Raw genomic sequence first — 18,460 nt, forward strand, 5'->3', positions numbered from 1 at the left:
ATGCGCCGAGGAAACAGGATCTTCTCGCTGCGCAGGCGCCGCACGACCGCGCAGGCTGATCCCGCCTCCCGGAAGGTATCGAACAGCATGCGCACCGTGTCCTGGATCTGGCGATCCGGATCGAGAACCACGCGCGTATCAGGCGTGTAAACGAATCCGATCGGCAACGGTAACTCGAGCTCGCCGCGACGCGCCTTATTAAGAATGCCGCCTTGCAGTCGAGACTTCAGGATGTGGAGTTCGGCCTCACTCATCGTGCCCTTCAGGCCGAGTAGCATACGATCGTTGAACGACGCCGCGTCGTAGACGCCATCTTCATCCATGATGAGCGTGCGCGACATGGCGGCCAACTCAAGAAGGCGATGCCAGTCAGCATTGTTGCGAGCCAGGCGAGATACTTCCAGCCCCAGCACGATCCCTGCGTGCCCCATTGCGACCTCGCTCACCAGGCGCTGGAAGCCGTCGCGGTCCTGCGACTGTGCACCGGAAAGGCCGAGGTCGTTGTCGATGACGTGGACGCGCTCAATCGGCCAACCCAGCGCCACCGCCCTGTCCCGCAATGCATATTGCCGCTTCGTGCTCTCGGTGTTCTCGAACACCTGACGAAGGGAGGACTGGCGGACGTAGAGAAATGCATCGCGCCGCAGGTGATCGGCACTAATCTTCATGGCGTTATCAGTAGACATGGCTTCCTCCTGTCTCTGCTGCCAGCACCATATTGGCGAGCATGTGCACGAGCTGGCGATCGTGCGCGACCACTGACGTTGTCTTGGGCCGAGGCGCCGAGTGCTGTCGCGCGATCGTGGACTGCTCTGGCGTGATCAGCACGGTCAGGCCGCGCCACAGGCCGTGAAAGACGATGGCGCCCATCCGCCTCGCGCAGGCCGTGCCGCAAACAACATCGGCGCGGAGCGCTTCGTAAATCTCCTTACAGTTCGCCGGCATGGTGATTGCGTGCGTCGGCCCGTCATCGTTTTTTTTTACGCGCCACTGCGCGTTCGATACTGCGAGGGTGGACGCTGATGCCCAGTCTCGAATGCACCAGTTCCGCCAGCGAACGGGCCTGCAGTTCACCGTTCGCATCGAGATGCTCCTCGACGAGACGCATGACCTCGCCGGTAAGCTTGTGGGCTGACTTCGGCCCGCGGGTGCGCGGTAAGAGGCCGGACATGCCATCGCGCTCGAACGCGGCCTCCGCTTGATAGTAGGTCTGCCGAGACAGCCCAAAAAGCGCGGCCGCATCGGCCTTGTTAGTACCGTCTTCGCGTGCGTGACGAAGCATCTCGTACTTCACTTGCACGAGATCGAGCGGATCGAAGAAACCTGCTTCCCGGAACCAGGGGGCGCGGACGCCCTCGGGCTTGGGGTTCAAGGCGCCCATCTGGCGCAGGCGATCGGGCTTGCTTTCTTTGGTCATGGGAGCCTCCCTGTGTAATGTAAATTATGCCGCAATTTGCTCACACGTCAATCAAATTATATCTCAAATATCGCCGAAACCCATGCAACATCGAGCATTACCCCTTGCTTTGATGATCAATGATATCGCGTCTCGGCATAATTAGCCTTACATATGCGGCGTAATTTACTTGACGCTTCGTCATTCTTCCTGGCGGCGCTTAATGTGATCAATCAACGACGCCAGCGCCGACAGATCGTCTGGGCGGGAGAAGGACCGACCTGCAGCAACCTGACTGAACAAGTCGGCCTCATTGACATCGGTCCACGAGGCCGGAAGCGAACGCAACCGTCCTTGGGCGTCGTAGAACATGACGCGGTCTTCGCCCCAGTTCTGTTTGCGTGTCGACAGCACGAAGCGCTGTCGGCGCCACGGATGGAACGGGTGCGTAACCTCGAACTCTATGCGGGCTTGAGTGTCAGTACGAACTGCAGTCCTGGACTTGAAAGAAGGGTCGGGTGGAACGTGCCAACCAGACATTGCAGGATCGGCTTGTGAAGGAATTACGGCTTCGCGGCATTGATACGATCGAAGCTGCCAATTCCTATGCGCCTGAGTTCATTGCGGATTTCAACACTCGCTTTGGCAAGCAACCACGCAATCCAAAGGACATGCACCGACCGCTGGCCAACCACGAGAACCTCGATGGTGCCATGTGCCGGAAGGAAGTCCGCACGCTGTCGCAATCTCTGACGCTACGCTACGACAAGGTGCTGTTCATTCTCGATCCGACCGAGATTTCCAGGCCACTGGCTGGCCAGAAAGTGATCGTCTGCGACTACCCGGACGGACGGCTCGAGATCATGCACGAGAGCTTTTCCCTGCCCTACAGGACCTTCGATACGTTGCGCTCGGTGCATCGTGCCGAGGTCGTCGACAACAAGCGGCTGGACGACATGCTGTCGATCGTCGCCGAGTTGCAAGCCGGCCGAGAACAGCAACGCAGCAAGAGCGGTCCCCGACGCACCGGGCAGAAGGATCATATGTTTGGCATTCGGGACGGTAGCACCGCCAACGGCTATCAGAAGCGGGGACGCAAGCCGAGGACAGATTACATGAACGATCCGGCGGTGATTGCACGGCGAGAGAAAGCGTTATTGAGGCAGCCAGCGGCGGAATAAAGATCGTCAGTGCACGCCGATGTCGCTTTGCGTATCCGATTCCAGCTGCAGGCATGCGGACCAAAGCGGTGTCTTGTGGAAGGATCCGTCCTGGAAGAGTGTGAGGCCCTCTCTTGCTTCATAGAGCAAGCCGAGCCAGCACAAGCGCCGTAAGACGCCGTATTTTAGATCGGATTTCAGCTTCCAGGCCTCCAGGGTCATTTCGGTTTCCGAAAGAGGCGCCAGATCTGGATAGAGGATTTTCACAACCTCCATTGGCGTGCAACCTTCTCTGGCCTTGATATTGAGAAGATTGAGGAACATGCGCCACCAGCGCAACCGCGCTTGCACCTCCTCTTCCCGTTCGGTGGCGTGGATGTAGGAATAGAGATAATCCGTGGCGACCAGATCGAAGAAGGCGTTAGGGTTCACCAGAAACTCGCGGCCGCGTCTGGTTGGCAGCAGCACATCCTTTTTCCGACGAAGCAGCTTCAGATGATGGGTCATGTCGCGCACGACCCAGAGCGGCGGCATGTCGCGTTCATTGAGCACCTTGTGCATGCTGTAGAGATCTTCGGCTGTAAAGTCGGGCCAGAGGAAGTTAACAGCGGCCCAATCCACGAACTTGCGGTTCATGGCGCCGGTTGCCGTCAATCCTATGCCCCCCTCGCCGTCAGCATAGGCAACCGAAAGAAGCATGCCGCGAAGAAGTGGTGACAACGCGGCGATGTCGATGTCACCTTGCAGGTTGATTTCCGGAAGCATCGTGCGGTTTTGATCCCCAACTGGGCCTTGCAAGTGCTAGCGAGTATCGAGCGGTAAAAGAACAATTGCCAGTGACAAAGCTAAAGCCGAAGGGGTGTGTCCCACCCGCCCCTCCCTTCCCTTGCAACCYGGCCCAGCCGGTCCGGTCGGGGGCTTGCCTCAGTGCAAGTGGACATGGTGAGTGTCGCATTTCTAAATGGCTGAAGACCCGCCCAAGGTGACATTTCTACTTTGCAAACCGGCGGACATTTCAACCTTGCCGCCACAWRKGGTGTAGCCGGGTGGGTTCTAGAATGAAGTGCGACTTGCTAATGATCCCAATGGGTTATCAATTGCAAGGACGATGCAATGAAGCGCACCTACTCTCAGATYGGATTGGACGAACGCCGTAAGATYGCCCGTTRGAGGTTGGCTGGGCTCAGTATYGACGCCATTGCAGAGAAGCTCGGAAGGCATCGTTCGACGATCTTTCGCGAAGTCCGACGCAACATATTCGTCGACAAGGAAGTTCCTGATCTCAGCGGCTACTACTGCGTGACCGCGCATCAGATGGCCTGTGATCGCCGGTTAAAGCTGCGCAAGCTCGCGCGCTTCTCGCATGTCCGGCAGTCGGTGATCGAGCGGATCGTACACGGCTGGTCACCGCAGCAGATTGCCGGTCGGACGCGCCTGGAGCACCATCCGATCTCGGTGAGCCACGAGACAATCTACAAATTCGCATACTCGGCCGACGGCCAGGCGATCAAGCTGTGGCAACACCTGCCGGTGTATCGCCCCAGGCGCAGGCCGCGACACGTGAGGCGTAAAATGCATTGATGGGCTCACTTGCAGAATGTCAGAAAATTGAATATATTTCTGACAGGAGAATTACCATGCAACGACTGCCATCTCAAATTCTTGCTTATGCCGAGCAGTTGCCGCAGGGTACGGCCCTGTCCGCAAAAGGCCTCCTGCATCTCGGAAACCGGGCCGCAGTGGACCAGGCTTTGTCGCGGCTGCATGAGCGTGGCCAACTGATCAGGGCTGGGCGTGGTATTTATATGAAGGCTATCAGAAGCCGGTTCGGAAGCAGGCCGCCGACCGTCGAGCAAGCGGTCGAGGCAATCGCACATCAACGTGGCGAGGTCATCGTTTCGAATGGAGCGGCGGCGGCCAATGCCCTTGGGCTCACGACGCAGGTTCCGGTTCGCTCCATCTACCTGACGTCTGGCCGCAGCCGGACGATGAATGTCGGAAGCCAAAAGGTCGAGCTCAAGCACGTCCCTCGCTGGCAGTTGTCGCTCGCTAGCCGGCCGGCCGGCGTCGCTGTACGCGCGCTCGCCTGGCTGGGGCCGGAGCGAGCGGATGATGCTCTTTCAAGCATCAAGCGGAAACTGCCCCCCGAGGCGTTCAACGAGCTTGTTGCTGCAGCACCCCAGTTTCCGACCTGGCTCGCGCGAAGCGTCGGAAAGGCAGCGCATGGCTGATCACTTCCTCGAGCTCTCATCCGAGGAAAAGCGAGAGGTTCTCGCAATTGCGTCAGATCGATCGAAGCGTCCAGTCCACTTGCTCGAAAAGGACGTCTGGGTTGTCTGGGCGCTTCGAACACTCTACGCCACGGCGCTCGGAAAGAGCCTTGTCTTCAAAGGCGGGACTTCGCTCTCGAAGGCCTACGGCGCCATTCGACGATTCTCGGAAGACGTCGACCTCACATACGACATCCGCGCGCTTGCCCCTGATCTTGTCGGGGACAGCGAAGAAGCGCTCCCGAAAACCCGGAGCGAGGAGAAGCGATGGTCGAGCGAGGTGCGACGGCGACTACCGATGTGGGTGAGCGACACGGTTGCACCAATCATCGCCGCTGAGCTAGAGAGCCAATCGCTTCCAGCGGAGGTCCGTGTCGAGGCCGACAGGCTCTATATCGACTACCAGGCCATCGGCTTGGAATCTGGTTATGTCGCACCCAGTGTGATGCTGGAGTTTGGAGCTCGGTCGACGGGCGAGCCGGCCAGCCTGCGAGAGGTCACTTGCGATGCGGTCGGCCTCGTTGAGGGAGTCGACTTTCCGACGGCCAACCCGAGGGTAATGCACGCGGAACGGACGTTCTGGGAAAAGGCCACCGCGATCCATGTCTTTTGCCTACAGCAGCGACTCCGAGGCGAGCGCTTTTCGCGCCATTGGCACGACATCGTGCGCCTTGACGACATTGGTCTGGCCGACAGAGCAATTTCCGACCGCGGGCTAGCAACCGCCGTCGCCACGCATAAGTCGACGTTCTTCGCGGAGAAAGCCGCCGATCGATCGCCAATTGACTACGAGGCGGCGGTAAACGGCAACCTGGTGCTGACGCCGGTCGGCGAGGGACGGAAAGCCCTCGAAGAAGACTACTCCAGGATGGTGGAGGACGGTCTCCTTCTCGATGACGCCGAGACGTTCCACGATTTGCTCGAGCGGTGTGCTGCCATCTGTGGCAAGGCAAACGTCGCAAGCTGACAGCTGCTTGGAGGTCCTCCGATGGCAAGACGCGACCTGTCGAGAGAGGAACTCTTCGCATTGGTATGGGAACGCCCGACCAGCGAGATCGCTAATAAGCAAGGCATCTCCGACGTCGCAGTCGGAAGCTTTGCGAGAAAATGCAGGTTCCCAAGCCTCCCCGGGGCTAATGGGCGCGCGTGGTAGCGGGCCAGACACCGCGACGCCGCGCTTTGAAAGCATTTCGAGAGGAACTGGAAGCGAAGCGGAAAAGCGCGCTACAAGCCCACCGCCGGACATTTCACTGAACTTCAATCGAAATTTTTGAATGTGGCACTCGACGAACTTCGCAAACGTCTCATCGAGCACCAGATCGATACCTCGGGCCCGAAGCATACGAGCCTCGAACCCAAGCCCTACCCCACCTCGCTCGCGCTCCCATCACTTTCGAGCGTGGCACGGAGTTCACGGATTGGCCATATCTCCAAGCGAGCATCGGCACCCGTAGCGCAGCGGACATTACTCTTACCAAATAGTCGGATAAATCGCATATTCGCACAATTCGAAGGAGCGGCCCACGATGGAAAAATTCTCAACGGAAGAATTGCTGCGGGATTTTAAGACCGTGACCATGGCGGCAGATCGCCAGCCAGTCGCTATTACTCAACATCGCAAGGCCCGCTACGTCCTCATGACCTACGACGATTTCGAGTCCATGAAACAAAAAGGTGGTCCACGCAGGGTCTATGGCCCCCATGAAGTCCCCCCCGAATTGGCTAAGTTGATCGGTCCCGAACTGGACCGGCTAATAGCGGAAGGAAGCGAGATCAAGGGCTGATGCTCCGGCCAATGGTTCGATCATCTCTGGACATGGCAGAGCGACAAGAGAGAAACTGAAGGCAGAAAGTCACGCCCGGTTTGCATGGTTCTGGTAATCCCAAAAGGCAATCAGACTAGCCTGATCTTATTGGCTATCTCAGGCACCGCCTCCCGTTCCGATCAAACCGCCTTGGAGATTCCCAGCTCGAATGTCGCCACGCTTGAAATCCGTGAGTGGAAAGATGCGCGGGTTCATCTCGACGCGTCTGTCAGGCTCGATGCGACGCGTTCGAAGCTGATGACATCGACATCACCCCGCAGCAAGTCATTCGCAATTTCGACAATCTTGCCCTCGTGCGTGAACAAGATCGGCTGGAACGCCCGTCCTCCGGACGCCAGAGTTCTCAACCCGGAAGCCTTGCGCTCGTCATCGAACGACTGAAATACATCGTCTGTTATGAAAGGAAGTGGCTCGTTGCGACTGCAGAAGTCCTCAATGAACGCCAGGCGGAAGGCTAGGTAAAGCTGATCTGCGGATCCTTCGCTGAGGGCTTTCGTCGGAAGCCGCTCGCCGTCGGATCGTTCTGCTTTTAGCCTTACCGCATCCTGATCGTCGAATTCCTGCACCAAGCGAACGAAAGATCCATTCGTCAATGTGGAGAAGTACTCGCTTGCCCGTGCGAGCAGCGGATCTGCCTGTGACTCCCTGTAGCGTTCCAAAGAGGTTGATAGCAGTTTTGAGGCGAGCCTCAGAACTGCCCACTGCCGTGCCAGATCCTGTGTCTCTTGTTCCGCAGATGCTTTATCGAAAGCAGCCTCCTCCGCGCTCAGTCCGGTCTCGAGCGCCTCTTTTGTCGATGCCAGCTCAGCGAGTCTTCCCTTGAGCTTGCCGAACATGTCGAACTGTTGGGTATCCTCGGCCGCAAGCGTCTCGATCTCCAAATCGGCGGCGACTCGATCGAAATCGTAAAGTTTTATCCGGATGTCGTCTTCGCTGATGCCTCTGGAATGCAGCGACAGCCTCCGCCGACTGTCGTCAAGCTTCTCGACCACGGCACGACGCCTTCCGAGACGCTCGAGAAGTGTCCTGCCGTCTATCCGGACATTCAGACGAGCCAACTGAGCAGCCACATCCTGGCTGATCGACTGGCTTTCTTCGGCTATCTGCTTAAGATCAGCGGACACTCGTTCTCGGCTTGTAGCGAGATGTCGATTACGATCCTCGGCGGATTGTGCGTCGGTCATTCGTTTGTGCAAGGTATCGACAGCGAGTAACGGAGCGAGTTTGGAAAGATCATCACCGATCGATTTGCAGACGCCCGACAGCTTCTCCTCGAATTGATCTATGTTACGTGCCATGCCGTCGACACGGCGCTGTCTGTTCTGTCTTTCAGCGTAACAGCGCGGGATTTCTTTCCAGACCTGGATTGCAGCTTCAGCCATCTCCAAGGTTGGAGCACCATCAAGCCCGAAAGCAACGCATGTCTCAGCGAATTGCGACTGCCACTCATCAACTTCTGTGGCCAAGGCAGCGATCTTGCGCTCTCCATCAGCAATGTCGTTCTCCAGCGTTTCCTGCCGGGCGCGGACGATACGCCGCTCATCCCAGGCCTTTGCCAGTTCGGCCAGCTTTGTCTCCACGAGCCTGACATTCGAGGAAAGCGGACCGGCAAGCTTTGCTTCGAGCCCGATGGCTGCTGCGATGCTCGCAAGTTCAGATGTAACTTGGACATTCCGGCTTTGAACAATGCGAAGCTGATCTTCCAGGTCCCGGACGTTCTCGCGCCTCTTGGCGATGGCATTTATGCCGCGGAGCCATTTGCCCATTTGGTCTATATCGAGAACCGGAATTCCTGCATGATCGAAAAGTCCCGAGAATGCGGCCAATACACCTTCCTGGTGATCCCGTGCGGCCTCGAGTTCGATATCACAGGTACCAATGTCACCATCAAGTCGAGCCAATCTCAGCGTCAGCGCCGAGTGGCGCGCGGTTCTTTCAGCTTGCGAAAGTGCACCGTCCGACAGTTTGTCCGCCTCGCGAACGAGTACTGGCAACGCGCCGTCCCAGAGATTACCGGACTGAAGTCCTTGAATGGCCGCATCGCGGACAGCCCTCGCTTCTTCGATCATCGAACGGGTAATGAGTTGCCGATCATCTTCGAGGTCCGAGATGAGCTGTACTACGTCCTCGCGCTCCAAGCGGCGCTCTGTCCGCTTTTCCTGGGCACGTTTCACACGGTCGGAAGCTGCTACAAGATTCGGGCGGTGTTTCTCCAATTCAACTTCGTCCGGAAGCGGGAGCTTCAGAAGCGCTTCGAGGTCCTGGACTGGAGGAGCCAGGCGAGCCTTCGCTTCGCCGATATCCTGGCGTGCCCTTGCCAGCGCGGTATCAATTTCGTCAATCCGTTCGAGCGATCGGATATCTGGCTGGAGGGCACCAAGACGTTCCTGTAGAGGCCCGACATCTTGAAGCGTGCCACCGCTTTCGGTTCGTTGCATACGGCTGAATTCCGAGGTCTGGTCTTCCAGGCGCTGCCGTAGGCTCGTCTCGGCGCGTTTCAGCTCGTTTCCATCGCGGATAAGACTATTGAGACGATTGATTTGAGCATCAGCCGGCTGTGTCTGGATGAGCGTCTCCACCGAACCCCGGTGCCCTGCCCTTCGACCAAGGCCAGCAAGCTCAAGATCGAAATCCGCTACCTCTGCCCGGACTCTCGAGAAATCGGCCTTCGCTTGAGAGTACGCCACCTTCTCCGTGAGAAGCTCGTGGATCAGGTCTCGCTGGTTTAAAACAGCAGGGTCGAGCTGCAGTGCCTCAAACTCGTCCCGAATGCGCTCGCTCGTCGCAAGGGAAGCAGCTTCTCGCGCGGCGAGTTCATGGAGACGCGCCAGCTGGTTTTCGAGCTGCTGCTCGATCTCATTCGGCACTGCGGCGATCTCGTCAAATTCCGCCAGTCCGGCCAACTCTACATCGACATCGGTCAGAAGCGGTTCGAGCGTGCGTAGGTTCTGTAGAAGATCAAGACGCGTTTTCGTTCGCAGGCGCGCGTGCCCTAGCTCTTCCAACTGGCGCTCGACCTCACGGATTTCATCAGAGAGGCGCTTCCAGTCGGGCGAACGGAGCTCATGAACTTTCTCGGACTGCCGCGCAGCCTCGTGACGATCGAGCGCCTGATAGAAGGCCCGGTCCTTCGACTTTCGCTGAGAGAAGATCGCGTCAGCCTCACCGTCCAAGCTCTTGCGCAGCTGGGTGAGCCCCGTCAGTCCGGAGGCGGCCGAGAACAGGAGGCGGCCGATCTCGCCATCGCCCGTCGCCATCTCCTCTCCCCCGTGGCGGAGCCTGGCAGAATCCATTCCGAAAGCCTTTTCAAAGACTGATCGGTTCACCCCGCCAATAAAGGGAGAAAGGATATCGTCCGCGAGAGGCAGCTCTTGTTCCGAATTGGAGACCAATGTTGCCTTGCGACCTTTACGGCGCCGGAAATCGATCGATGCACCGTCACGTCGCGTTAGGCTCGCGCCGACCCTGAGGATGGATGGCTCGAACTTGTGCAATCCGGCAACTTCGTTCTGAAAGCCGAACAGGAGATCAGACAGGGCACGGAGCAAGGTGGACTTGCCCGCCTCATTCGGTCCATAAACGATGTGCAACTTTGCATCCGGCCGAAATGGGATGGATCGGTCCGAAAGTGAGCCGTATCGGAGAAGATCAAGCCGATCGAAGCGCATGATTCAGCCTGCCGTCGCCATTCGTGCCAGAAGCAGCTCACGTGCCTCTTTCACCAGTTCGACATTTGTCAGGCCAAGCGGGCTGTCGTTGGTAGCAAGACCTCCGGGCATCTTCGGCAAGATCTCCATCAGGATCTCATCGACATGGATAGCATCGTCCCCATGATCCTCTAACGCCCTGAAAAGCTCAATTCCTGCAAAGGAGGTCGCCGCGACGGGCACCGAGGAGGAGAGCCGCAGCTCAAGTTTCTCGATCCAGATGTCACTGTACGCCCGCTGGCAGGCCGCGAGCACCTCATCCTGCCACTGCGCTCGATCACGCGCCAGGTCGTCGTAGAAGGCACAGGCCCCAGAAATCCGGATGCGTGCCGCGACTGGCTTGCCGTCGAATTCCGCCGACAACCGAATCGCTTCTTCCTCGATCCGCTTCAATACGTCGGCATCGAGATCGCCTTCGCTAACGTCGATACCGATTGAGATGAATCGGGCGCTGTCAACGATAAGGCGATCAACGGTCGCGATGCCATCATCGACAGTAACAAGTACTGCACCCTTTGCGCCTTGCTCACGGATGCTTCGACCCTGGAGATTGCCTGGGAAGACAACCAGAGGATCGGATGCGACTATTTCAAATTCATGAACATGGCCAAGCGCCCAATAATCGTAAGCACGCGATCGCAGATCGTCGACCGAGCACGGCGCATAGGCCTCATGCCCCTCACGTCCAGTCATTGAGGTGTGCAGAACTCCTATGTTGTACCAGCCCGCAATTGCCGAAGGATACCCGATTGCTAGATTTTCGTATGCCGCCCGGTCCGTAAAACCCTGTCCATGGAGGGCGACCTTCTTCTCGTCGATGAGGAAGGTGGAAGGCTTGCTCGTTGCAAATTCGTGCACGTTGTCGGGTAGTGTGATCGTCTTGGTGATCACGCTCGCAGCATCGTGGTTTCCACGTATCAGGTAGACTGGAATGCCCGCCCGCTGCAGCCGACCCATTTCACGATTGAAGAACAGACCGACCTTGTTGTCCTTCCAGTCCCCGTCATAGATGTCTCCAGCAATGACGACGAAGTCGACGGCGAGTTCGACCGCACGGCTGACGAGCAGCGTTACCGCCTGTCTGGTCGCCCTCGAAAAGAGCGCCGCGAGCTGCTCATCCTTTACCGACAGCCCCTTGAAGGGACTGCCCAAATGCAGGTCGGCGGCATGAATGAATCTGAACGATGTCATGGCACGTCTCCGGTCTGTTGCTTAAAGGTTCACTTTAACGCCACCACTTTCAGCGGGTAGCCAGCTGCGGTCTTTGTCCACCGGTTTCGATTAACCGTGTTGCGATGCAGATGGCTCTGAACTCAGAAGACTCGTAGAGAATGCCTGCGCCAAAATAAGAAACGGAGCAACGTGTGCTCGTCGCGTAGTAGATCACTTCCATAGCGTAGCTTGGCGTTAAACCACTCATCCAGTTTGCGCCCTCCCCTGTCGCGCCGATCGGACGCCTCGCCGCCAAATTCCTGCATGAAACGCTCCGCGTGCGGCTTTGCAGCGAAGCAAAAAACATTGCAATTCCAATCCTCGCATTCGACCTGATGTCCGCGCGGGCAGATGAGAAGGTGGTTTCCCTGGCAGAACGCCGCCTGCTCGAGTCAGCCGAGGAACAGCTCGGCAAACAGCGCTATCTGGGGTGGATACGTCCGGTCGATTTCTGCCGGAGTGAGCTCGCCTTTGCGCCTGGACATGAAGGCATGTGTTCACGGTATGTTCTGTTTTGTCAATAGGTTTACGGCCGGAAACGCGCAGGGCTAAGCGAGTGACCGTCCATCGCGCCTCGTGCTCGAGGTATCAACATGGCCACAAAACGCAAATGACAGTTTTGATTTACGGTCAAGTTCGGTGTCAGCCGAGAGCTTGAGGATTACATGTGGAGCGCGGAACGCTGCGAAGCTGGAGGTCGATGCCGGGCTTTTCGCTCCCGGTCGCGGCGACGGTGCGCCCTCAATGTGCTTGCAGAGATGGCCGGCATCAGTCCGACGGACGTCGCGGGCCGAGCTCTCGCTTCGACAAACATGTCCGGCAGTCCGTGATCGAGCGGATCGTGCATGGTTGGTCGCCACAGCAAATCGCCGGTCGGATGTGTCTGGAGCGCCATCAGATTTCGGTCAGCCAAAACGATCTACAAGTTCGCATACCCGGCCGACGGCCATGCGATCAAGCTGTGGCAACACCTGCCGAAGCATCGCGCCAGGGCGTTCGAGGTGCTTGAGGATAGTGGTTTTCGAACCGTCCATATCATTGGCCTCCAGGCGTTTCACGATTTCCTCGTGTTCAGCCAAGGTGAACTTCTCCTTGCCCGTCCAGATCAGCATTTTCATGTGGTATTCCTTCAGCCAAGCAAGCATCGCTTCGCTGAAAGCGACATAGATCGAATTGTTCGGGCCATCGCCACCTCGGGGGGCGTTGGCGCCCGACGTGCGCATCCTGCGACCTACTCATTCCAATGTTGTATAAATGTTCTACATTGATGAGGCGAAGCCAATGGCGACAACGAGAGGTCAATCGGCGAGGAAAGACTTTTCGACAACCTCTAAGCTCAAGAAGGTTCGCGGCTCGTTAGACCTGACTGTGCCGGTCGCTGGTCGCAACATGCCTGGGTCTAACAGGTGGCAAAGAGCAGTAGGGAATGAGGTCTGGTAAGACCTAACATCCCGGTCCCTGGCGAGATCTGGCTCGACATGGCTAGGTGGCGGATCACACCATGGAGATCCGCCTACGGTGGTTCAGAAGCGCTCAAGAACGACCTTGCCCTTGGTCTTACCGCTCTCGATCCAGGCGTGCGCCTTTTGCAGGTTTGCTGCATTGATCGGCGATAGTGTCTCCGTCAAGGTCGTGCGAATCTTGCCATCGTCGACGAGACGAGAGACCTCGTTCAACAGCTTCCCCTGCTCCGCCATGTCTGCCGTCTGATAGATCGAACGCGTGAACATCAGCTCCCAGTGTGTCGAGACCGCCTTTCGCTTGAAACCTGTCACGTCCAGGGTTTCAGGATCGTCTATCAAGCCGAAGCGCCCCTGCGGAGCGATCAGCTCGATGATTTCCTTCAGATGACGGTTGGTCTCCGTCGTCGAGAAGACATAAGCCGGGGCACCGATGCCGAGGGCAGCCACCTGTTCGGCGATCGGTTTTGAATGATCGATCACGTGATGAGCACCCAAAGACCTCACCCATTCCTGCGTTTCCGGCCGAGATGCGGTTGCGATGACAGTGACATCAGTCAGAGCGCGTGCGAGCTGGATTGCGATCGACCCCACGCCGCCAGCACCGCCGATAATGACGATGGCGTTGGCGGCGCCTGGCACCAGCCTGCGGATGTCGAGCCGGTCGAAGAGCATTTCCCAGGCARTGATAGCCGTGAGAGGTAGGGCTGCAGCCTCGGCATCGGACAGCGTCTTCGGCTTCAGTCCCACGATACGTTCGTCGACCACGTGGAACTGGCTGTTGGCGCCGGGTCGGATCAGGGAGCCTGCGTAGAACACTTCGTCACCGACTGAGAAGTCGCCCGCGTCCGGGCCAGTCTCGAGGACCTTGCCGACGGCATCCCAACCCAGAATTTTCCATTCATCCCGCGCAGGATTTACGCTTCTGCGGATCTTGGTGTCGACCGGATTCACCGACACGGCCTTCACTTCGACCAGAATATCGCGGCCGGACGCCGTCGGACGAGGAAGTTCGACGTCGACCAGGGCATCTCTGCGCTCGATGGATCCTGCTGACTTGTACGCCACAGCCTTCATGTTCAGCTCCTGCTTCTTGCTGTTTGATATGAGGCATAAGCTGGCGTATATTCGCGAAAGCGCAATACGCACAAAATATGCACGTAGTGTCAAAGAGGATACTGTAGATGGGAAAGGTTCGTCATTCCCGGTTCGACTGCTCGCCGGGTTGCTCTGTCGAGGCTGCGATCGGCCTCATCGATGGTAAATGGAAGTCTGTGGTGCTCTTCCACCTTCTTTCTGGCACGCTCCGGTTCAACGAGATCCGGCGGCAGCTGCAGAACGTCACTCCCCGCATGCTGACGAACCAGCTTCGCGAGCTCGAAGAGGATCGGTTGATCGAACGAAAGGTCTATGCGCAGGTGCCGCCGAAAGTGGAATACAGCCTTTCCCCGCTTGGCCGCAGCATGGAGCCGATCCTCCTCGCCCTGAAGCATTGGGGCGATGCCAATATCGACTTGTATGGCAAGCCTAAAGGCACTCCTGCCCCTCATGAGAGTAAAGCCGCGTAAGGACGAAGGTTGCGCGCCACTTCCATCAGTGTCTTCTCTTCAAGGCGCGGTAGAGCGCGATCGTCGTGAATACTGCCGCGGCGGGGACCCGCTTCCGGCTCATAGACGCGGATTTGGAGCCAGTACGAAATCGTGTTCCACCTGCCAGAACTTATCCCGGAACCCGAGTTCGTGTGCCCGAACAGGATCGTTCATCAGGCAGAATTTTGCGAGCAGGCTTTTCCTTGACGCCGAAGACCGCATCCGAATGGATATAGGGATCATCCGGATCGAAGATGTGGGTGGTGAGTTTATCGAACCCGTCTGCCTTGACAATATAGTGCAGATGCGCCGGCCGATAGGGATGGCGACCGAGATGGCCAAGCAGCTGGCCGACCGGGCCGTCGTCCGGGATCGGATAGTATTTCGGCTTCACCGCGCGAAACCAGTAATGTCCATCGGCACCCGTTCGGAAAATGCCGCGCAGGTTGAAATCCGGCTGAATTCCCTTCTGCTGCACGTCGTAGAACCCCTCGTCATTCGCCTGCCAAACATCGATGACCGCATTTTCAATCGGCCGGCCCGCGGTATCGAGGATGCGGCCGCTGATCACCATGTCCTCGCCCTTCTCGTCGAGGCAGATATTGGCACCCATCGGGAGTTCCGGCGCATCCGCGACGTGGAATGGTCCAAGGACGGTACTCTCGGAGGCGCCCGAGGGCTTTCTGTTGTTGATCGCATCGACCAGCATCGAGACGCCGAGCACATCTGACAGGAGGATGAACTCCTGCCGCCATTCGTTGCACATATGGCCGGTGCGGGTGAGGAAGAGGATCGCCTCCATCCACTCCTCCTGCGTCGGCTCCAGTTCCTTTACCGCCTCGTGCAGCTTGCGGGTGACGACCTCCATCACCTCCTTCAAGCGCGCGCTCTTCGCATCGGCGTTTCGGCTTGTGACCACCTCGACGGAATTTTCCTCGGTGAAATAGCCCTTTTCCTTGGCGTTCATGATCACCTCACCGATCCAGGATGGTCTTCAACACGCGGCGCAGGACGCCTTCGGGATCGGCGACCGCCGCATCTGCGCGCCAGGCAACATGGTGATCCGGCCGCACCAACACAGCACCGGAATCGCGGACCTCGCGGATGCGGGCCCAGTCACCAGTCAGATCCTGCCATGCCTGCCGTGGGCCTATCTTGTGAACGGTGATCGGCAGGCCGAATTCCTTCGACAATGCCTTTGCCGCCGCCACCCAGCCATCGCCGCCGATGCCGGTCAGGATGGTGAAGACGCCGTGGCCGGTGAGATCAAGGCTCGACACCTTGCCACCATCGGCGCCAAACAGCCAGGCATGTGGCAACCGGGCGCCGGGCCATGTCGTCTGCTGGAAATGCAACTCGGCGTCCTTCCCGAAGGCCGGTTCCGGTTGGCCATCCTTGACGACAGCGGTCGAGTCATAGCGGTGGTTCATCTCGACACCATGGGCATCGAATTCATAGACCTTGTAGGCGATTGCCTCGCGGATTGCGGCGCGCTGGCGTTCGGCATCGGCGGTATCGTCGCAGCGCGCATCCATGTTTTGCTGCATCTTCACCGGATCGACGGAATCGAGCAGGCCGAGCGCCTTGAAGATTGGACCGAATTCCTCGATCGACTTGTTGGCGCGGGTGACGATCTGCCTGGCGACCGGCGCACGCTCAGCCTGATAGCTGTCGAGCAGTCCCGTTCCGGCCTGCCCCTTGATGACCATGGCGAGCTTCCAGGCGAGGTTGAAACCATCCTGGATCGAGGTGTTGGAACCGAGACCATTCGACGGCGGATGGCGATGGGCGGCATCGCCCATGCAGAAGACGCGGCCATTCGAAAGCGTCGTCGCATACATGTTGTTGACCGTCCAGGTGGAGACCGACTTGATCTTGGGCTGGAGGTCGGCAACGCCGGTCAGCTCGCGCACAACCTTGGTCGCGAAGGCCTCGTCGACCTCAGGCGCCGGCTGGTTGATGTCATAACCCCAGACGATCAGCCACTCGTTCCACGGCCGCACCATGCGCACGAGCCCCATGCCGATGCCGCCGACATCCGCGCCCGGCTGCAGCACCCAGTAAAGTACCGAGGGACGATGGGCGACATAGCGGGAAAGATCGGCCTCGAACAGGATGTTCATCGAGCCGGCGACCCCCATCTTTCCTTCGAAGGAAAGACCCGCATGTTCGGCGACCTTGGAGTTGCCGCCATCGGCACCGATCAGGAATTTTGAGCGGATGGTGATTTCCTTGCCGGTCAACCGGTCGAGACAGGTGGTGGTGACGCCCTCGGCATCCTGCACATGGCTCAGATACTGGGTTGACATGCGCGACTGCGCGCCACGCGAGCAGGCCGTCTTGAAGAGCAGCGGCTCCATATAGGTCTGCGGCAGGTCGTTCATGCGCCCGGGCGAGGACAGGATATGCTCGGCACGCGAAAGCGGATGGTTGCCCCAGCTCTGCATGCGGCCAATCTCCTCCCCCGCAACGGCGGTGCAGAACACGTTCTGGCCCATCAGATCCTGCTCGGTCGCAAACATGTAGGCCTCGTTTTCCACGTCGCGGCCGAGATCACGGAGAACCTCCATGGTGCGCTGGTTGGTGATGTGCGCACGCGGCGTGTTTGCCAGCCAGCGGTAGCGGTTGATCACCAGCGGCTCGAGACCGTAGGTCGCAAGCAGCGCGGCTGTCGCCGAGCCCGCGGGTCCCGTTCCAATGATCAAAACGTCGGTGGTGATGTCAGCCATTCGGCCCTCCCTTGTCATCCTGTCTGAGTGGTCCGCCCTTCAGCAGGCGGCGGACCGGAAAGAGTTCCCAACCGGTGCGGTCGCAGATCAGCCCCCAGAGCCCCCTTGGCGCAAAAAGCATGGTGACGATGGCCAGCCCACCAAGCGCCATCAGATACCAGGAGCCGTAGTTCGAAAAGGCATTCTGCAGCAGAAAGAAGATGATGACGCCGAGGATCGGACCTTCGATCGTGCCGATGCCGCCGATAACAACGATAAAGACGACATAGGCCGTCCAATCGGTGAGCGAGAAGGCAGCATCGGGCGAAATCCGCGCCTTCTGCAGGTAGATGAGCGCGCCGACGATGCCGGTGAGAAACGCCGTCAGCAGGTAGATCGCAGTCTTGAGCTTCCGCGCATCGACGCCGAGCGCTCGGGCCGCCGTTTCGTTGTCGCGCACGGCCCCGAGCCCGAGGCCCTGCTTGGAGCGCAGCAACTTGTAAACGAAGGCGATCGTCAGCGCCGCGAGCGCCAACGCCAACCAGTATGCCAGCGCGTCGGCAGCCGCGGAAGCGCGCATGCCGAACCAGTCCTGAAGCAGCGAGATGCCGAGCATCTCCCGTGTCGCTTCGCGTGGCAGCGAGGTGCCGGTGCCGCCACCGAGCGTCTTCCACTGCGCAAAAAGCAACCGCCCGACTTCTGCGATGACCCAGGTGCCTATCGCGAAATAGGGACCATAAAGCCGGAAGGCGAAGAAGGCCGTGGGTACGGCGATGATCATGGCGAAGAGACCGGCAAGCGGGATGGCGAGGATCGGATCGAGACCAGCAAGGATCACCAGGCCGAACAGAGCGTAGGCACCACACCCGACAAAGAGCTGCTGACCGACGGAGATCAGACCCGCATAGCCGGCAAGCAGGTTCCAGTTCTGCGCCAGCGCCAGCATGGTGAGAATGAAGAACAGATCCTGAATCACCCCGCGCGAGACAAGGAAGGGAGCCGCCGCCAGCGCCAGGACCGCGACGAGGGAAATGACGGCGAATATGGTGGAAAGCCGTGTGCGCGTTTCCACCCGCCAGCCCGCGGGCGCTTCGATCTCGGTCGTCATGGTTTCAAGACCTGGGGTCATGGC

General features: G+C 58.7%; 14 protein-coding genes and 5 pseudogenes. 7 read left to right on the plus strand and 12 right to left on the minus strand.

All coding sequences use genetic code 11. The features are described from left to right. The 4 genes from AC1DE4_RS21150 to AC1DE4_RS21165 form a co-directional block, all read right to left on the minus strand. Positions 1–686 (minus strand): recombinase family protein (locus tag AC1DE4_RS21150; RefSeq protein ID WP_477882795.1); only part of this gene is annotated, 686 nt, incomplete at its 3' end. Further along, the gene (locus AC1DE4_RS21155) at positions 676–945 is read right to left on the minus strand and encodes a hypothetical protein (RefSeq protein WP_025662880.1); all 270 of its coding nucleotides are present in this window, start codon (positions 943–945) and stop codon (positions 676–678) included. The genes AC1DE4_RS21155 and AC1DE4_RS21150, both read right to left, overlap by 11 nt. A 22-nt stretch (positions 946–967) precedes the next feature. Beyond that, positions 968–1,417: a helix-turn-helix domain-containing protein gene (locus AC1DE4_RS21160; RefSeq protein ID WP_477882798.1), complete on the minus strand. Its 450-nt coding sequence runs from the start codon at positions 1,415–1,417 to the stop codon at positions 968–970. 180 nt (positions 1,418–1,597) lie between these two features. Continuing rightward, positions 1,598–1,936, minus strand: coding sequence for a DUF5372 family protein (locus tag AC1DE4_RS21165; RefSeq protein ID WP_477882800.1), 339 nt, complete (start codon positions 1,934–1,936; stop codon positions 1,598–1,600). On the opposite strand from AC1DE4_RS21165, the pseudogene AC1DE4_RS21170 reads away from it, so the two are divergent. Then, a pseudogene (locus AC1DE4_RS21170) lies at positions 1,906–2,577 on the plus strand (transposase family protein); the annotation flags it as partial. The gene AC1DE4_RS21165 and the pseudogene AC1DE4_RS21170 sit on opposite strands and share 31 nt — an antisense overlap. Positions 2,578–2,583: 6 nt before the next feature. Here AC1DE4_RS21170 and AC1DE4_RS21175 read toward each other — a convergent pair. After that, complete coding sequence (locus AC1DE4_RS21175) at positions 2,584–3,321, minus strand: hypothetical protein (RefSeq protein ID WP_477882802.1); 738 nt, start codon at positions 3,319–3,321, stop codon at positions 2,584–2,586. Positions 3,322–3,669: 348 nt separating this feature from the next. Here AC1DE4_RS21175 and AC1DE4_RS21180 point away from each other — a divergent pair. From AC1DE4_RS21180 to AC1DE4_RS21195, 4 genes and pseudogenes are all read left to right on the plus strand, one after another. After that, positions 3,670–4,128: pseudogene (locus AC1DE4_RS21180) on the plus strand (transposase); the annotation flags it as partial. A 65-nt stretch (positions 4,129–4,193) separates the two neighbouring features. Beyond that, positions 4,194–4,787 carry a DUF6088 family protein gene (locus tag AC1DE4_RS21185; protein WP_025659531.1) on the plus strand — a complete coding sequence of 198 codons (594 nt, stop codon included), beginning with the start codon at positions 4,194–4,196 and terminating at the stop codon, positions 4,785–4,787. After that, positions 4,780–5,793 carry a nucleotidyl transferase AbiEii/AbiGii toxin family protein gene (locus tag AC1DE4_RS21190; RefSeq protein ID WP_477882804.1) on the plus strand — a complete coding sequence of 338 codons (1,014 nt, stop codon included), beginning with the start codon at positions 4,780–4,782 and terminating at the stop codon, positions 5,791–5,793. The genes AC1DE4_RS21185 and AC1DE4_RS21190 overlap by 8 nt, the downstream gene beginning before the upstream one ends. Positions 5,794–6,352: 559 nt before the next feature. Then, positions 6,353–6,610, plus strand: a complete 258-nt coding sequence (locus tag AC1DE4_RS21195) for a type II toxin-antitoxin system Phd/YefM family antitoxin (protein WP_025659533.1) — start codon at positions 6,353–6,355, stop codon at positions 6,608–6,610. 233 nt (positions 6,611–6,843) lie between these two features. On the opposite strand, the gene AC1DE4_RS21200 is transcribed toward AC1DE4_RS21195, so the two are convergent. Further along, complete coding sequence (locus tag AC1DE4_RS21200; protein ID WP_477882807.1) at positions 6,844–10,320, minus strand: ATP-binding protein; 3,477 nt, start codon at positions 10,318–10,320, stop codon at positions 6,844–6,846. Between the two features lie 3 nt (positions 10,321–10,323). Next, the gene (locus AC1DE4_RS21205) at positions 10,324–11,550 is read right to left on the minus strand and encodes a metallophosphoesterase family protein (protein ID WP_477882809.1); all 1,227 of its coding nucleotides are present in this window, start codon (positions 11,548–11,550) and stop codon (positions 10,324–10,326) included. An 832-nt stretch (positions 11,551–12,382) separates the two neighbouring features. Here AC1DE4_RS21205 and AC1DE4_RS21210 point away from each other — a divergent pair. Beyond that, positions 12,383–12,563, plus strand: a pseudogene (locus tag AC1DE4_RS21210) (IS30 family transposase); the annotation flags it as partial. On the opposite strand, the pseudogene AC1DE4_RS21215 reads toward AC1DE4_RS21210, so the two are convergent. Together AC1DE4_RS21215 and AC1DE4_RS21220 are read right to left on the minus strand one after the other, a co-directional pair. Beyond that, positions 12,552–12,746: pseudogene (locus tag AC1DE4_RS21215) on the minus strand (transcriptional regulator NanR); the annotation flags it as partial. The pseudogenes AC1DE4_RS21210 and AC1DE4_RS21215 overlap by 12 nt on opposite strands. A 348-nt stretch (positions 12,747–13,094) precedes the next feature. Beyond that, positions 13,095–14,108 (minus strand): zinc-binding alcohol dehydrogenase family protein, encoded by a 1,014-nt coding sequence (locus AC1DE4_RS21220; RefSeq protein WP_477882811.1) that lies wholly within the window; start codon positions 14,106–14,108, stop codon positions 13,095–13,097. Positions 14,109–14,215: 107 nt separating this feature from the next. Here AC1DE4_RS21220 and AC1DE4_RS21225 point away from each other — a divergent pair, with 107 nt between their 5' ends. Continuing rightward, positions 14,216–14,599, plus strand: coding sequence for a winged helix-turn-helix transcriptional regulator (locus tag AC1DE4_RS21225; RefSeq protein WP_025659541.1), 384 nt, complete (start codon positions 14,216–14,218; stop codon positions 14,597–14,599). Between the two features lie 99 nt (positions 14,600–14,698). Here the strand turns inward: AC1DE4_RS21225 and AC1DE4_RS21230 are convergent. From AC1DE4_RS21230 to AC1DE4_RS21240, 3 genes and pseudogenes are all read right to left on the minus strand, one after another. Beyond that, a pseudogene (locus tag AC1DE4_RS21230) lies at positions 14,699–15,587 on the minus strand (intradiol ring-cleavage dioxygenase). 7 nt (positions 15,588–15,594) lie between these two features. Continuing rightward, the gene (locus AC1DE4_RS21235; protein WP_477882814.1) at positions 15,595–17,349 is read right to left on the minus strand and encodes an FAD-dependent oxidoreductase; all 1,755 of its coding nucleotides are present in this window, start codon (positions 17,347–17,349) and stop codon (positions 15,595–15,597) included. Continuing rightward, a complete protein-coding gene (locus AC1DE4_RS21240; protein ID WP_477882816.1) occupies positions 17,342–18,457 on the minus strand; it encodes a branched-chain amino acid ABC transporter permease in 1,116 nt (371 codons plus the stop codon). The genes AC1DE4_RS21235 and AC1DE4_RS21240 overlap by 8 nt, the downstream gene beginning before the upstream one ends. Positions 18,458–18,460: the final 3 nt, after the last annotated feature.

This window comes from Rhizobium sp. 10N414, from assembly GCF_056394785.1.